11 protein-coding genes are annotated in these 15,793 nt (G+C 73.2%); 1 reads left to right on the forward strand and 10 read right to left on the reverse strand.

The window, feature by feature from the left end:
• Positions 1–2: 2 nt before the first annotated feature.
• Positions 3–497 carry a sigma factor-like helix-turn-helix DNA-binding protein gene (locus tag ACZ3ZE_RS19085; RefSeq protein ID WP_361620794.1) on the forward strand — a complete coding sequence of 165 codons (495 nt, stop codon included), beginning with the start codon at positions 3–5 and terminating at the stop codon, positions 495–497.
• A 76-nt stretch (positions 498–573) separates the two neighbouring features.
• On the opposite strand, the gene ACZ3ZE_RS19090 is transcribed toward ACZ3ZE_RS19085, so the two are convergent.
• From ACZ3ZE_RS19090 to ACZ3ZE_RS19135, 10 genes are all read right to left on the reverse strand, one after another.
• Positions 574–774: a hypothetical protein gene (locus ACZ3ZE_RS19090; protein ID WP_361620795.1), complete on the reverse strand. Its 201-nt coding sequence runs from the start codon at positions 772–774 to the stop codon at positions 574–576.
• Entirely contained in the window at positions 774–2,069 is a 1,296-nt protein-coding gene (locus ACZ3ZE_RS19095; protein WP_467259876.1) for a cation:proton antiporter, read from the reverse strand. The genes ACZ3ZE_RS19090 and ACZ3ZE_RS19095 overlap by 1 nt, the downstream gene beginning before the upstream one ends.
• 31 nt (positions 2,070–2,100) lie before the next feature.
• Positions 2,101–3,123 carry a guanitoxin biosynthesis L-enduracididine beta-hydroxylase GntD gene (gene gntD / locus ACZ3ZE_RS19100; RefSeq protein WP_467259879.1) on the reverse strand — a complete coding sequence of 341 codons (1,023 nt, stop codon included), beginning with the start codon at positions 3,121–3,123 and terminating at the stop codon, positions 2,101–2,103.
• 51 nt (positions 3,124–3,174) lie between these two features.
• Positions 3,175–3,324 carry a hypothetical protein gene (locus tag ACZ3ZE_RS19105; protein WP_165591009.1) on the reverse strand — a complete coding sequence of 50 codons (150 nt, stop codon included), beginning with the start codon at positions 3,322–3,324 and terminating at the stop codon, positions 3,175–3,177.
• A gap of 198 nt (positions 3,325–3,522) precedes the next feature.
• The gene (rsgA, locus tag ACZ3ZE_RS19110) at positions 3,523–4,647 is read right to left on the reverse strand and encodes a ribosome small subunit-dependent GTPase A (protein ID WP_467259881.1); all 1,125 of its coding nucleotides are present in this window, start codon (positions 4,645–4,647) and stop codon (positions 3,523–3,525) included.
• Complete coding sequence (locus tag ACZ3ZE_RS19115) at positions 4,644–5,351, reverse strand: 4'-phosphopantetheinyl transferase family protein (protein ID WP_467259883.1); 708 nt, start codon at positions 5,349–5,351, stop codon at positions 4,644–4,646. The genes rsgA and ACZ3ZE_RS19115 overlap by 4 nt, the downstream gene beginning before the upstream one ends.
• A gap of 5 nt (positions 5,352–5,356) precedes the next feature.
• Positions 5,357–6,043 (reverse strand): hypothetical protein, encoded by a 687-nt coding sequence (locus ACZ3ZE_RS19120; protein WP_467259886.1) that lies wholly within the window; start codon positions 6,041–6,043, stop codon positions 5,357–5,359.
• A 7-nt stretch (positions 6,044–6,050) separates the two neighbouring features.
• Positions 6,051–7,310, reverse strand: coding sequence for an MFS transporter (locus ACZ3ZE_RS19125; RefSeq protein ID WP_361176741.1), 1,260 nt, complete (start codon positions 7,308–7,310; stop codon positions 6,051–6,053).
• Entirely contained in the window at positions 7,307–15,556 is an 8,250-nt protein-coding gene (locus ACZ3ZE_RS19130) for an amino acid adenylation domain-containing protein (protein WP_467259889.1), read from the reverse strand. The genes ACZ3ZE_RS19125 and ACZ3ZE_RS19130 overlap by 4 nt, the downstream gene beginning before the upstream one ends.
• Positions 15,553–15,792, reverse strand: coding sequence for an MbtH family protein (locus ACZ3ZE_RS19135; RefSeq protein ID WP_361176745.1), 240 nt, complete (start codon positions 15,790–15,792; stop codon positions 15,553–15,555). Before ACZ3ZE_RS19135 ends, ACZ3ZE_RS19130 begins: the two co-directional genes overlap by 4 nt.
• Position 15,793: the final 1 nt, after the last annotated feature.

A 15,793-nucleotide genomic window follows, 5' to 3' on the forward strand; every position in this document is an offset into this window, starting at 1 on the left:
CCGTGGACACCCATGCCGTACGCACCGGTACGCGACCGCGCGCGGTCGCGTACCGCCTGCTCGGCTCCGACGCCGAGGCCGACGCGGCCCTGCGGGAGGCGGAGCGCGGCGCCGGGCCCGGCGCGCCCGCCCCCGCCCCGGCCGGCCCACCCCCTGCCACCCTGCCCGGCCCCTCTGACCCCACCTTGTCCGGCCCCCCTGATCCCACCCTGTCCGCCCTGGTCCAGGTCTGTCTGGCCCGGCTGCGCGAGCGCGAGGCCGCCTGGAGCGGGCCCGAGCCGGGTCCCCTGGGCGCCGGTCCCGGTGAGGAGGCCGTCCTGGACGCCCTGCCGCCGGCCGAGCGGGTCGCGTACGTGCTGCACGACGACTTCGGGGTCCCCTTCGACGAGATCGCCCCGGCCATGGGGCTCACCCCGGCCGCCACCCGGCAGCTGGCCGCCCGCGCCCGGCGCCGGGTCGCGGAGACCGACGAGATGCCCGAGCCCGACCGGTCCTGAGACACGGAACGGACTGGAGCGGAACGGAACACCGCAGGGCCAGCCCCCGGTCCGGGGGACAGGCCCTGCGGTGCGTTCACACGGCCGGTACAGCGCCGGTCACCCAGCGGGCGAGCACCTGCTGTCTGCCGCTGCCCGCCGTGGCCTCGGCCAGTTCGGCCAGGAAGCGGTCGACCTCGCCGTCGCCGCGGACGACGGAGGCGATGCGACAGCCGCGGGTGATCACGACGGTGCCGTTGGCGCGGTGTTCGTAGCCGAAGAGGCGGGAGGGGTGCATCAGGCGGCTCCGATCGTTTCCTTGGCCGGCGTGCCGGTGAGCGGGGCGCGCTCCGGGTCGGGTGTCGGGCCGCCCACACCGAGCAGGCGCAGGATCGGGCCCGCCATGGCCGTGGTGACCAGGGCCATCAGGACCATCATGGTGAACAGCTCCGGCCCGATCAGGCCCAGTTCGCGGCCGATGCCGAGGATGACGATCTCGGTGAGGCCGCGGGTGTTCATCAGCGTGCCGAAGGCCCCCGCGTCCCGCCAGCTCATCCCGGAGAACCGGGCCGGGATCGCGGCGCCCGCGAACTTCCCGACCACCGCGGCGACCAGCACCAGGAGCAGGGCCGCGAGGCCGGACCAGCCGAGCCCGCCGATGTCGACGGAGAGGCCGGTGACCACGAAGAAGACCGGCAGGAGCAGCGAGGAGACCTTCTCCAGCGGCAGTTCGATCTGCCGGTGCAGCGCGGCGTGCTCGGCGCCCGCCCGCTGCCTCGGCATGATCAGGCCGAAGGCGAAGGCCCCGAAGATGGCGTGGATGCCGACCCACGAGGTGGCGTAGGCGGAGAGCAGCACACCGGCGGCCACGACGGCGAGCCGGCCGCTGCCGGACCAGCGCAGCGCCCTGTGCAGCAGGGGCCGCACGACGAAGAGCATCGCCGCCGCGTACGCCGCCGTCCAGGCCAGGACCTGGAAGAACCCGCCGGTGCCGCCGGAGCCGGCCATGGCGACCACCAGGACCAGCACGCACCAGGCGACCACGTCACCGGCCGCGGCGCAGGCCATGGCGGTGGTGCCGACCCGGGTGGTGCCGAGGTTCTGGTCCCGGATGATCCGGGCGAGCACCGGGAACGCGGTGATCGAGAAGGCGGTGGCCAGGTAGAGCACGAACATGTCGTGGCCGACCCCGGCCGGTGCCATCGAGTCGTACAGCAGCGCCGCCGCCCCGGCGCCCACCGCGAAGGGGACGCCCATCGCGAGGACCGCCGTGGAGCCGACGGAGGCGGTGCGGCCGCGCAGCTTGCCCAGGTCGAGCTCCCAGCCGGCCAGGAACATGAAGAGCGCCAGGCCGACCTGGGCGACGGCCGACAGCATCGGTCTGGCCTCGGGCGGGAAGAGCAGCGCGGGCAGGTTCCCCGGCAGGAGCCCCAGCAGGCTGGGCCCGAGCACCAGTCCGGCGGCGATCTCCGCCACCACGGGCGGCTGGTGGACCCGCCGGGCGAGCCGGACCATGACGGCCCCGACCAGCAGGACGATCGCCACGTCGGCCAGGACCACCGCCTCGATGGGTACAGCATGGGACGCCGCCATCGCGCCTCTCCCCCTTCTCCTGTCTGGTGGATCAGATCAGGACACGGCCGGCGGCGGTGTCCCGGGTCTCCCGCGACTTGCGCAGGTCACGGGTGATGATCGCCTTCTGGAGCCAGCGGTCCGTGCCGTCGTAGCGGGCGGTGAAGGCCTTGCGGCCGTGCACGGCGAGGTAGTTGTCGACGACGAGCAGCGTGCCGGCCTCGACCACCACGTCCCGGGTGGCCCGCTCCAGCTCGGCGACGAGCTCCTTCAGGGCCTGCTCGGCGCCCGCGTCACCGTCGACGCACCGCATGAAGAAGGGGTCGATCCGCAGGTACGGGGAGTCGGGGGAGCCGAAGAGGACGGCGACCGGCTCGGGGGTCTCGCGCATGGCCCGCATCCGGAGCAGCCCCGGGTGGTCGGGCTGCTGGACGGCGAGCTGACGCAGGTGCTCGTCGTCCGGAAGGATGTAGAAGCGGGGCTCGGACAGCGTCTTGCGGGTCTCCGCGCTGAGGGTCACGTCACGGATGGAGGCGACGGTGGTCGGCACCCGGTCGTGGTTGCGGATTCCGAAAAGGGCCAGATAGTCACAGCGGTACGGGTGGAATCCGTCCTCGGTGTGCCATTCCAGCAGGACATCGCTGCCGTGACCGCTCTGTTCGTTCTCCTCGCCGGCGATCGGCAGCACATTCTGGATCATCCGGCCGGACTGCAGGGTGGGCCAGCTGAATATCTCACCGAGGCATTTCCCGATGAGCGAGAGGAAGATTTCCTCGCGCCGGGTGTTCAACGAGGAGGCGGCGTCCGCCCAGTTACCGGGAGTAGGTCCGACGCCCTGGTCGTCGACGTGGAATCCCCGGATCTTGAACGCGGCGGCCGGGTCGTCGCGGCGGAACTCCGCGAGGAACTTCCGCAGCCCCACGGGCAGCCGGCCGGTCAGCTCCCAGGCCTCGTCGTGGAAGCTCGGGTGGCCCGGGTCGCAGTCCGCCTGCGTCACTTCGGCGATCAGCGCGTCCAGCTGGGCGACTTCGTCGGTGGACAAGTCGTAGTGGAGTACGCCCTGGTCAATGGTCACGGGAATTCGCCCTCTCTGGCATGGTGGGTAGGGGCCGTGGGCGGCCCTGGGCTAGTCCCAGCCCCAGCTGTCGCCGCTGTCGGTCACGCTCGTCTTGCTCGTGTGCAGGGTGTCCGCGGCCTGTGCGGCGGAGGCGCCCATCACCGTCGCCGAGAGGGCCACGGCGCACGAGACCAGGTAGACAAAAGCCTTGCGTCGCATTTCTTACCGTCCGATTCCCTCGAAGTGGCTTGTGGCTTACTCGATTTAGCCCGACAGAGGTTTGTGACCTGCCGTCGTCGAGTAATCTTCCAGGGCCGAACGGGCGCTACAAGAAGTTCGGTTGGCACCAAGGTGCAGTGGCTGCAAGTGGCCACATCCGCCGCCCTTGTCCGAGAAGCGGGTGTGGCCGGACCACCATCAGAACGCCTTACGGTGTTTCCCGCCGCGCTTGCGCTCGTACATCTCACGCCCCGCGGCCTCGCGTCGACGCCATTCACGGCCGAGCTCGGCGCGCAGCCGGGCATCGGTGCGCGAGGCGATCCAGGCGCTTTCGCGCAGCAGCTTGCGGTAGCTCTCGAACCGGCGGTGCGAGAGGGTGCCGTCCTCGACGGCGGCGAGGACCGCGCAGCCGGGTTCGGCGTGGTGCTCGCAGTTGTGGAAGCGGCAGCGGGCGGCCAGCTCCTCGATCTCGGCGAACACCTGGGTGAGACCGTCGTTCGCCTCCCACAGGCCGACCCCGCGCAGCCCCGGGGTGTCGATGAGCAGCCCGCCGGCGGGCAGCGGCAGCAGATCGCGGGCGGTGGTGGTGTGCCGGCCCTTGCCGTCGCTGCCGCGCACCTCCCCCGACTCCTGCTCCTCGGTCCCCAGCAGGGCGTTGACCAGCGTGGACTTGCCGACGCCCGACTGGCCGAGCAGGGCGGACGTCCGGCCGGCGAGGGCCGCGGCGAGGGCGTCCAGGCCGTATCCGTCGAAGGCGCTGACGGGGAAGACCTCCGCCCCCGGGCCGGCCTCGGCGACATCGGTCACCAGGTGGGTGATGTCGGGGACGAGGTCGGTCTTGGTCAGCACGACCAGGGGCTGGGCGCCGCTGGACCAGGCCAGCGAGAGGAAGCGTTCCAGGCGCCCGAGGTCCAGCTCGACGGCGAGCGAGACCGCGATGACCGCCAGGTCGATGTTGGCGGCGAGCACCTGCCCCTCGGAGCGGGCCGAGGAGGTGGAGCGCGTGAAGCGGGTGCGGCGGGGCAGCAGCGCCCGGACGACCGGCCCGCCGCCGGTGGCGGGGGCCGCCTCGACGGCCGCCCAGTCCCCGGTGCAGGGCGCGGTGGTGGGGTCGGCGCCCAGCACGGGCCCGGTGTCGGCGCGTAACGGCGCCACGGGCGCGAAGGCGTCGGCGGTGGCGGCGGCGACCACCTCGCAGCGGCCGCGGTCGACCCGTACGACCCGGGCCGGGACGAGCCCGGCCCCGGCGTGCGGGGCGAACGTGTCCGCCCAGTCGGAGTCCCACCCGTAGGAGGCGAGTGTCGGTTCAAAGGCGCTGGTCACAGCGGTCCCCTCGATCGGTGGTGCGGATCGGGGCCATTGTCGGGCCGCCGTACGGTCGTGGCCGTGAGGACCAGACCGTCCTTGACGAGAAACCCTCCTTCGAACCCGGTCAGCCGTACGCCGTCCACCACCGGCCCCTCGACGAGGAGCCGGGCGGTGAAGGTCGAGGTGCGCGGCTGGAAGGCGACGACGGCCTCCTTGAAGTCCAGCCACCGGCCGGTCAGCGGCGACCAGGCCTTGAAGACGCTCTCCTTCGCGCTGAACAGGGCCCGGTCCCAGTGGACGTCCGGCCGGACCTCGGCCAGTTCGGCCAGGTGGGCCCGCTCCTGTTCGCCGGTGACCAGGCCCAGCACCCCGGTGCGGTCGAGCGCGGCGTGCGGTTCGGCGTCGAAGCCGAGCGCCGCCAGGTCCGTGGCGCGGGCCACGGCCGCCGCCCGGTAGCCGGTGCAGTGGGTGATGCTCCCGACGATCCCGGCCGGCCAGCGGGGGGCCCGGTCGGTCCCGTACGGGATGGCGACGGGGGCCACGCCGAGCCGGCCGAGGGCCCGCCGGGCGCAGGCCCGGGCGGTGGTGAACTCGCGGAGCCGCGCGGGGACGGCGCGGGCGAGCAGGTGCTCCTCGCCCGGGAAGGGGACCGGCGCCCCGGCCGGGTCGCCGAACGCTTCCGCGGTCGCGACCGGCCGGGGCAGCAGTTCCTCGATCATCGGAGCTAGCCGGCCTTCCGCAGCTCGACCTTCGGACGCCCGGTCGGCTCGGCCCGCCCGGTCAGCGACGTCAGCGCCGTCACGGTCGCCTCGTCCTCCCACCACCGGACGGGGCGGTCGATCGGGTCGATCGGCATGACGGACTTGAACATGTCGTTCTCGAGGTTGGCGAGCTCCGCGTCGTACGGCTTGCCGGTCGCCTTGAAGGCGCGCTGGATGCGGACCCGGCGGCGGTCGATCAGCTCGGCGTTCCGCTCGAAGGTGGAGGCCGGCTGGAGCAGGAAGTAGGTCTGCGGGCTGCCGAAGTTGTACCGCGGCGAGTGCTCCGGGTAGCAGGGTGCGAAGGAGACGACGAAGAAGCGCTCGCCGCCGATCATCGCGTACCAGGTCTCGTCCGGATCCGGGTCGTCCTGGATGTACACCGACGGGTAGATCGCGCACAGGGCCTCGAAGAAGCGCCGGGTGAGCCGGGTCAGGGCCGGCAGGGTGGCGCCGAGCTCCGGATCCTCGAAGGTGAGCAGCATGCCGTCGAACTTCCGCTCGCGCGCCGAGGCGAAGAACTCCTCGATGGTGTCGCGGTGTTCGCGCAGTCCGGCCTCGACGTCGGTGCCGGTGACGCTGACCGGGGTGCCCATGCGGGACGGCTTGGCGAAGGGACAGTGGGTCGTCTGGACGATCTGGTCGAAACTCATGCTGACCTCACAGCTTCACTTTCTGCGGTTCGGTGACGGGTGCGGAGGCGCGGCAGCCGAGCACGTAGAACCACCAGCCGAGGACGACCAGGGCGATCAGAGCGGCGAACATCGCGGCCGGGGAGGCGTGCACGAGGAGGAAGCCACAGATGATCGGACCGATCGCGACCCCGATGTGGACGAGGTTCTGCGCGCCGAAGTAGCTGCCGCGGAGGTTCGCGGGAGCGATGTTGTCGATGAACATGTACTCGGCGGGGACCACGATGACCTCGCCGATCGTGAAGACCACGATCGCCGCGACGATGATCCACAGGTCGGTGGAGAGCGCCATGCCGGCCAGGCCGAGGACGAAGGCCCCGGTGCCCCAGGTGAGCCAGCGCAGCAGGGTCTTCTCCTTGAGCCGGCTGCCGATGACGTACTGGGTGGAGATCACGACGATCGCGTTGGCGGCCGAGATGTACGCGACGAGCCGGTAGGCGGTGTCACGGGACTCGACCAGGACCAGGTACTGGGACATGTAGGTCAGCAGCGGCCCGTAGACCACGATGCTGAGGATGCCGCCGAGGGTGAACAGGCCGAGCCGGCGGTCGGCCCGCATGACCCGCAGCACCTCGCGGAAGTTCATCGACTCGTCGGAGTCGGAGGACTCCTCGGCCGGCTCGGCGCCCGCGGCGGCCTTCGCCGGGCCCGCCGTGAACAGCCTGCGGAAGATGATCAGCGGCAGCAGGGCCAGGAAGATGACGCCGGCCGCGAGCCAGAACGGGCCGCCGGTGCCGGCCTTGACCGTGAACACGCCGAGGAAGGGGCCGACGGCCGCGCCGATGTTCTGCAGCGAGTAGCGCAGCGAGAACACCTTGGCGCGGTTCTCCGAGGGCAGCAGGTCGGCGAGGAGCGCGTTGGCGGTGACGCTCATCGAGGAGGAGGCCGTGTTGGCGACCAGCAGCACGCCGATGACCAGGACCGGGGAGTCCAGGAAGGGCAGCGTGCCGTAGAGGCCGGTGAGCAGCACGTCCAGGACGATCATGAAGTCGACCTTGACGAACCGGTCGGCGAGGTAGCCGCCGTAGACGCTCACCATGGTGCCGATGAGCAGGCAGACACCCAGGACGTAGCCGACGGTGGCGCCGTTCATGCCGAGCGAGTCGTTCAGGTAGATCGGCAGATAGGCGAGGATGCCGAAGAAGCTGATCGCGCGTGCCATGGCGCAGAGCAGCATGATCCGTACGGCGGTGGGCAGTTCGCGGACCAGCTGGACGAAGTTCTTCATGCCCGAGCCTCCCCCGCGATGGTCTCGATGATCTCGATGAGTGTGTCCTTGACGAATTCGATCTTCTTCTCGTCGAAGAGATCGGGGTGGTGGCCGAAGAGCAGTTCCAGGCGCTCCCCGGGGATCACGGTGATGCCGAGCGGGTAGTGCGAGACGCCCTTGGCGCCGTCGGTGCGTTCGCTCGCGCGCAGCCCGCCGAGGTCGGCGGCCTCGTCCTCCTGGTCGGGGTAGTTCTGGAATACGTAGTACGAGTCGAACAGCTCGCCCGTGCCCGCCAGGCGCTGGATCTCGGTGAGCCCCAGGTGGCGGTGGGGGAAGACGTCGAGCTGGGCGGACTGTACCCGGGTCAGGGTGGTCCGCAGCGGCTCGCCGGCCTCGGCGCGCACCCGCAGCGGCACGGTGTTGATGAGCAGGCCCACGACGGACTCGATGCCGTCGATCTCGGCCGGCCGCTCGGAGACGGTGGTGCCGAAGACGACGTCCTCCGTCCCGGTGAGCCGCCCGAGCAGCAGGCCCCAGGCGGTCTGCACGGCCGTGTTGAGGGTGATCCCGAGGCGGCCGCAGGCCCGCTCCAGGTCCCGGGTCAGCTCGGCCGGCAGCACCGCGCCCGTCATCCGGGGCAGCACGTGGGAGGCGAGCCCCGGGGTGCCGACGCGGGTCGGCCCGGCGAGCCCGTCGAGGTACGCCTGCCAGGCCGTGACGGCCTCGGCCGCGTCCTGCCCGGCCAGCCAGGCCAGGTAGGCGCGGTACGGGGTGACCGGCGGCAGTTGCTCGCCGCGGCCCGCGTACAGCTCGAACAGGTCGTGCCAGACGACCGGCATGGACCAGCCGTCGAGCAGGATGTGGTGGTCGGCGACGAGGAGTTCGTGCCGGGTGGCGGCGTAGCGGATCAGGCTGAAGCGGAGCATCGGCCCGTGTGCCAGGTCGAAGCGCAGCGCCGCGTCCTCGGCGACGATCCGGTCCCGCTCGGCCTGCTGGTCGGCGGGCGGCAGGCCGGTCAGGTCGTGCAGCCGCCACGGCATCTCGACGGTGGAGCGGATGACCTGGACCGGGTTCTCCAGGCCGCGGACGGCGAAGGAGGCCCGCAGGTTGGCGTGGCGCATGAGCAGCCCGTGGGCGGCGGCGCGCAGCCGCTCGGCGTCGAGCGGCCCCGCCAGGTCGAAGACGGTCTGCCCCTGGTAGGGGTCGTCGTCGTGCTCGGGGTCGGCGGAGGCGCTGACGTGCAGGAGCAGGCCCTGCTGGAGCGGGGCGAGCGGCAGGACGTCGGCGAGGCCGGGGTAGCTCCGCTCCAGTTCGGTGAGCGTGGACTGCTTGAGCGGCAGCAGGGTGATGTCGGAGGGGGTGAGCCCGCCGAGCTCGGGGTGGCCGGTGAGGCCCGCGAGGGCGGCGAGGAGCTGCTCGAAGCGGTCGGCGAGGGCGGCGACCTCCTCCGCGCCGAACAGCCCGGTGTCCCAGCGCCAGCGGACCGCCACGGCCTCGCCCTCGGGGCGGACCTCCACGAGCAGGGCGTACGGGGCCGCCGGGTCGGCCGGCTCGCCGGAGCCGTACCGGAAGGCGACCCGCGACGGTCCGAACCCCGCGTTGGCCGCAGCGAGTTCCGCGTAGTTGCGGCCCTCGGCCGGGGCCTGGCGGACCTGTTCCTTGACGCGCTTGAGGGCGCGGGCGAGGCCCTTCGGGTCGGTCAGGGCCCGGTCGATTCCGGCCAGGCCCGGGGTCAGCTTGACCGGGTACGGGTACGGGGCCGGGTCCGTCGCCAGGTCGACGCGGAGCGCGGACTGGGCGGCGGGCAGGCGGCGGGCTCGCCACTCGATGAGCGCGGGCGCGAACGCGGCGAGCGCGATGTGCTCGGGCGCGGCGTGGAAGATCCCGGGCAGCGCGCCGAGCAGCGCACCGGCCGCCTCCGCGCCGAGGTTCCGGTCGAACGCGGCGGATTCCAGGGCCGGTTCGCCGTACGAAGGGTCGGGGGTCTCCAGGGTCTTCAGCCAGTGCGGCAGCTCGGTCGCGGCGGCCGCGGCCGGGTCGACCGCCTCGGCGGCCTGCGCGGCGCAGGCGATCAGCGCCTCCACCGTCTGGTGCTGGAAGACATCGCGCGGGGTGATGACGAAGCCCTCCGCGCGGGCCCGGCTGACCAGCTGGATGGAGCGGATCGAGTCGCCGCCCAGGTCGAAGAACTGGTCGTCGACGCCGACCGTCTCCAGGCCCAGGACCTCCGCGAACAGCCGGGCGAGGGTGATCTCCCGCTCGGTGCGCGGCGGCCGGACGGCCCGCGAGGTGAAGTCGGGCGCGGGCAGCCTGCGGGTGTCCAGCTTGCCGTTCGGGGTGAGCGGCAGCCGGTCGAGGAGCACGACCGCCGCGGGCACCATGTGCTCGGGCAGCTGCCGGGCCGCGTGCCGGCGCACCTCCAGGGCCAGCGTGCGGGTGCGCTCCTCGGCGCGCGGGTCGTTGCCGTGCGCGTACAGGCCGCGGCCCTCGGCGGGCGTGTGCCGGAAGACGTCGGTGAGCCAGGGCGCACCGGCCCGCTCCGGTCCGAGGAGGACGGCGTCGAACAGGTCGCCGTCGGCGGCGTCGGTCCAGGTGAGCCGGGCCTCGTAGCCGTACTCGGCGGCCAGCGCGTGCAGGGCCTCCGGGTCGGTGCCGGGCCGCTGGGCGGGGACGAGGGCGCGGACGGTGGCCGTGCTCTCGGTGCGGATGCGCCGGGCGGTGACGACCTCGGCGGCGACCCGCCGGTTGGGGATGCCGGTGACGCGCAGCAGACCGGGCCGGCCGTCCGCGAGGTGCGCGCGCAGCGCCTCGGGTCCGTCCCAGGGCAGCTCGGCGGCTTCGGCGACGGAGACCAGCTCGGCGCCCTGCTTGTGCAGGACGACCTCGTAGCGGAAGTCGGTCAGCTCGTTGCTGTGGTGGCCGCGCTTGAGCTGGATGTCGACGCCCGCGACCTCGGGGATCTCCTCGCCGATGCGGCTGAAGAAGGCCGGGTCCAGGAGGAGTTCGCTCTCCAGGGCCATGGTGTGTTCGACCAGCTCGCGCACCACCGCGGCCTGCTCGTCCGCGTGCGCCCCGCCGTGCAGGGCGATCGCGGTGAGGAAGGGGTGGAGCAGTCCGAGGTGGCGGATGTCGCCGAGGAAGATCCGGCCGCCGGGCTCCAGGAGTGCCATGGCCTGCCGGATCACGTCGATCAGGTAGGGGACGCTGGGGAAGTACTGGGCGACGGAGTTGATGACGACGGTGTCGTAGCGGTGGCCCGCGAGGTCGCCGATCTCGTGGCCGGCGAGGCTGCGCAGCATGATCTTGTCGCGCAGTTCCCCGGAGGCGGCGGCCCGGTTGCCGAGGGTCTGGATGAGCGAGGGCGAGAAGTCGACGCCGGTGTAGTGGTCGACGTGCGGGGCGACCTTCCACAGGATGAGGCCGGAGCCGACGCCGACCTCCAGGACGCGGCGCGGCTTCAGGGCGAGGATGCGGCCGATGGTGGCGTCCTGCCACTCGCGCATCTCGTCCAGCGGGATGGGCCCGTTGTCGTAGCTGCTGTTCCAGCCGGTGAAGTCCTGCTCGACGCCCAGGTCCTCCTGCTCGCTGTACCCCTGCTCGTGGATCTCCTGCCACTTGTCGACGTGCTCGATGTCCTCGGCGAGGTCGTGCGCCCGCTCCTCGCCGCTCTTCGCCACGACGTAGCCGATGAGCTGCTTGTGGTCGGGGGTGTCCTCGCGGACGACGACGACGGACTGGGCGATGTCGTCGTGGGTGTCGAGGACGGCCTCGATCTCGCCGAGTTCGATCCGCATGCCGCGGATCTTGACCTGGTCGTCGGCGCGGCCGACGAAGTCGACGACGCCCTCGCCGGAGGGCAGGGTGCGCCACTTGGCGAGGTCGCCGGTGCGGTACATCCGGCCGCCGGGCTCCCCGTACGGGCAGGCCACGAAGCGCTCGGAGGTCAGTCCGGGCCGGTTGAGGTAGCCGCGGGCCAGGCCGTGGCCGGCGAGGTACAGCTCGCCGACGACACCGGGCGGCACGGGCCGCAGCGCCGCGTCGAGCACGTACACGCGGGTGTTGCGCAGCGGGCGGCCGACCGGCACCGAGTCGGCCTCGAAGGCGCTCCCGGCGTCGCCGACCCGCCAGTACAGCGCGTCGACGGTCGCCTCGGTCGGCCCGTACGCGTTGATCATCGTCCGGCCGCGCGACCAGGTCGCGGCGAGCCCCGGCGGGCAGGCCTCGCCGGCCACCATGAGGTACGGGACGGCGGCCAGCGCGTCCTGGGCCATCGAGCCGAGGATCGTCGGCGAGAAGGTGATGTGGGTCGGCCGGTAGCGGGCGGTCAGCGCCCGCTGGCGGTCCGGCGACAGCAGCTCCTCCGGCGAGGTGAGGATGACGGCCGCGCCCGAGAGCAGGGTGCAGCACATCTCGCAGAACGTCGGGTCGAAGTTGATCGACGAGAACTGCAGGAAGCGGGAGTCGGCGTCGAGCCCGAACCGCTCGATGTAGCTGCGGGCCAGGTTGGGGATGCCCCGGTGGGTGACGGCGACGCCCTTGGGGCGGCCCGTCGAGCCCGAGGTGTAGATGACGTACGCCAGGTCGTCGGCGCGCAGCGGGGCGCGCCGCTCGGCGTCGGTGGGCGCGTGCTCCGGGCGCGCGTCGAGCTCCGCCCGTACGGCCGCGTCGTCGAGTTCGAGCCGGAGCACGTCCCGGGCCTCGGCGGGCAGCTTGGCGAGGACGTCGCCGGTGGTGATGAGGACCCGCGGGCGGGTGTCCTCGACCATGAACGCCAGGCGCTCCGGCGGGTAGTCGGGGTCGAGCGGCAGATACACGCCGCCGGCCTTGAGGATGCCGAGGAGGCTCGCCAGCAGGTCGGGCGAGCGGCGCAGCGACAGGCCCACGACCTCGTCCCGGCCGACGCCCCGCTCGATCAGCCAGTGCGCGACCCGGTTGGCGCGCCGGTCGAGTTCGGCGTAGCTCAGCTCGGTGTCCTCGTGGACGAGGGCGAGCGCGTCGGGGGTCTTCGCGACCTGCGCCTCGAAGAGGGCGGGGAAGGTGGCGTCGGGCAGGTCGAGCGCCGTCGCGTTCCAGCCGTCGAGGACGGTGGCCCGCTCCTCGCCGTCGAGCAGGTCGATCGAGTCGAGGCGCCGCGCGGGGTCGGCGACGACCAGGTCGAGGACGCGCAGCAGGTAGCGGGAGAACCGCTCGACGGTGGCCCGGTCGAACAGGTCGGTGGCGTACTCGATCTCGCCGCGCAGACCGTCCGGGCGGCCCGCCCGGTCGAAGCGCTCGGTGAGCTCGACCGTCAGGTCGAACTTGGCGGTCCGGGTCGGCACCGTCTCGTGGACGGCGTCGAGTCCGGGCAGCCGCCAGTCGGGCTCCACGTTGTTCTGGAGCACCAGCATCACCTGGAACAGCGGGTGGTGGCTGGTGGTGCGGGCCGGGTTGAGGACCTCCACCAGGTACTCGAACGGCAGGTCCTGGTGGTCGTAGGCGGCCAGGTTCGACGCGTTGACGCGGGCCAGCAGCTCGGTGAAGGCCGGGTTGCCGGAGGTGTCGGTGCGCAGCACCAGCGTGTTGACGAAGAAGCCGACGAGTTCGTCGAGCGCGCTGTCGGCGCGGCCCGCGAGCGGCGAGCCGAGCGGGATGTCGGTGCCCGCGCCCAGCTTGCTCAGCATGGTCGCGGCGGCGGCCTGGAGCACCATGAAGAGGCTGGCCCGCTCGCGCTGGGCCAGTGCGAGGAGCCGCTCGGTCAGCTCCGCGCCCACCTCGAAGGGCACGACGTCGCCGCGGAAGGTGGCGAGCGCCGGGCGCGGCCGGTCGGTGGGCAGGTCGAGCAGCTCGGGCGCACCGGCCAGCCGCTCGCGCCAGTAGGCGAGCTGCCGGGACATGGCCGATTCCGGGTCGTCGGTGGAGCCGAGCAGCTCGCGCTGCCACAGCGTGTAGTCGGCGTACTGGACCGCGAGCGGCGCGGTCTCGGGCGCGGCGCCGCGCCGGGCCGCCTCGTACGCCTCGCACAGGTCCTTGACGAGCGGGGCGAGCGACCAGCCGTCGGAGGCGATGTGGTGGATGCAGAGCAGCAGGACGTGCGCGTCGGGGCCGGTGCGGAACAGGTCGACGCGGGTGGGGATCTCCGCCGACAGGTCGAAGAGGTATCCGGCGGCCTTGTCGACGGCGGCCCGCACCTCCGCCTCGGCGACCTCGTGGACCGTGAGGTCGACCCGGGCCTCGGCGGCCGGCACCACGATCTGCTCGGCGCCCTCGGGGCCCTCGCCGAAGTAGGTGCGCAGGCTCTCGTGCCGGGCGACCAGGTGGTCCACGGCCTCGCGCAGGGCGTCCGTGTCGAGCGCGCCGGTGAGACGGACCGCGATCGGCAGGTTGTAGGTGGTGCTGGGGCCCTCCAGGCGGTGCAGGAACCACAGGCGTCCCTGCGCGTACGAGACGGGCAGGTGCGCGCCGCGCTCCCGCACGCGGGGCGCGGGCCGGGCCGGGGCGCCCGCGTCGAGGCGGAGCGCGAGGGCGGCCGGGGTGCGCTCCTCGAAGACGGTACGGAGGGGGAGTTCGACGCCGAGCTCGGCGCGGACGCGGGCCACCAGGCGGGTGGCGAGCAGCGAGTTGCCGCCGAGGTCGAAGAAGGCGTCGTCGGCGCCGACCCGGTCGACGCGCAGCACCTCGCCGAAGAGCGCGGCCAGCGCCCGCTCGCCCTCGGTGCCGGGCGCGCGGTACGCGGTGGCGGTGCCGAACTCCAGCGGCGGCAGGGCCTTGCGGTCGACCTTGCCGGCCGGGGTGAGCGGGAAGCGGTCCAGGACGGCGACTCCGGCCGGGACCATGTGCTCGGGCAGCCAGGCGGCGAGCGCGGTGCGCAGCGCGGCCGGCTCGGGGCGGTGGCCGGCGGCGGGCACCACGTAGCCGGCGAGGTGGGTGGCGCCGGGGCCGTCGTCCTCGCGGACCACGACCCGGGCCTGCGCGACCTCGGGCAGGCGGCGCAGCGCCTCCTCGATCTCGCCGAGCTCGATGCGGTAGCCGCGGATCTTGACCTGCTCGTCGACGCGGCCGAGGAAGTCGAGGGCGCCGTCCGGGCGGCGCCGCACGACGTCGCCGGTGCGGTACATGCGGGCGCCGGGGGTGTCGCCGAACGGGCAGGCGACGAAGCGTTCGGCGGTCAGGCCGGGGCGCCCGTGGTAGCCGCGGGCCAGGCCGTCGCCGGACAGGTACAGCTCGCCTGGCTCGCCGTCGGCGACCGGCCGCAGCCGCTCGTCGAGGACATGGACGCCGGTGTTCCACATCGGGGTGCCGATGGTGACGGGCTCGCCCGCGCGGACCGGGGCGAGCAGCGACCAGATGGTGGTCTCGGTCGGGCCGTACAGGTTCCACACCTCGGCGTGCCCGTCGGCCGCGAGGAAGTCGGCGAGGTCCTGCGGCAGCGCCTCGCCGCCGCACAGCAGGCGGATGCCCGCCGGGAGTTCGGCCGGCGACCAGCCCGCCTCGCGCAGCAGCTGCCACAGCGCCGGGGTGCCCTGGACCAGGGTCGGCCCGGCCTCGGCGAGCCGGCGGCGCAGCGCGGCGCCGTCCACGGCGGTCTCCCGGGGCACCAGGTGCAGGGTGGCCCCGGCGACCAGGGGCAGGTACAGCTCCAGGCCCGCGATGTCGAAGGAGATCGGGGTCGTCGACAGGACCGTGTCGGCCTCGCCCACCGCGTACCGGTCCGCCATGAAGGCGAGGAAGTTGCCCAGCGAGCGGTGGGTGACGACGACGCCCTTGGGGCGGCCGGTCGAGCCGGAGGTGTAGATCGTGTACGCGCCCTGGCCGGGCCCGGTGGCGCGGCCCCGGGGGGCGGTGTCCGGCTCGGCGCTCTCGTCGCCCGGGTACAGCCGGGCCGTGCCGGCGTCCACCGGGCCGAGGCCCGGCTCGACGGCCGGGGTGGTGATCAGGGCCCGGGGGCGGGCGTCGGCCGTCATGTAGGCCAGCCGCTCGCTCGGGTAACCCGGGTCGAGCGGCAGGTACATGGCGCCCGCCTTGAGGGTGCCGAGCAGCGCGGCGACCAGCTCGGGCGAGGACGGCAGCGCGACGGCGACGGTGTCGCCGGGGCGTATGCCGAGGCCGCCGAGCCGGTGCGCGATCCGGTTGGCGCGGGCGTCGAGCTGCGCGTACGTCAGCTCGGTCGTGCCGTCGGTGACGGCGACGGCGGCCGGGACCCGGGCGGCCGTCGCCTCGAAGCGGCCGACGAGCCCGTCGGCCCACGGGGCGGCGGCGCCCGCGGCGTGCTCCAGCTGTGCGGTCATGAGTGCAGGTCCTGTCCGGTGGTCGCGGCCGGCGCGAGGGCCGTCCAGTGCTCCTCCACGTACCCGAGGCAGGCCGTGCGCGTCCCGGGGCCGAACGCGGCCTCCCAGCCGGCCGGCACCTCGGCGAACTCGGGCCACAGCGAATGCTCGCCGGCGGCGTTGGTCAGGACGCGGTAGACGCCCGCCTCGTTCTCGAACGGGTTGGTCGCCTCGTCCGTCTGCTGTGCCTTGCCCATG

The organism is Streptomyces sp. NPDC023157 (genome assembly GCF_055560575.1).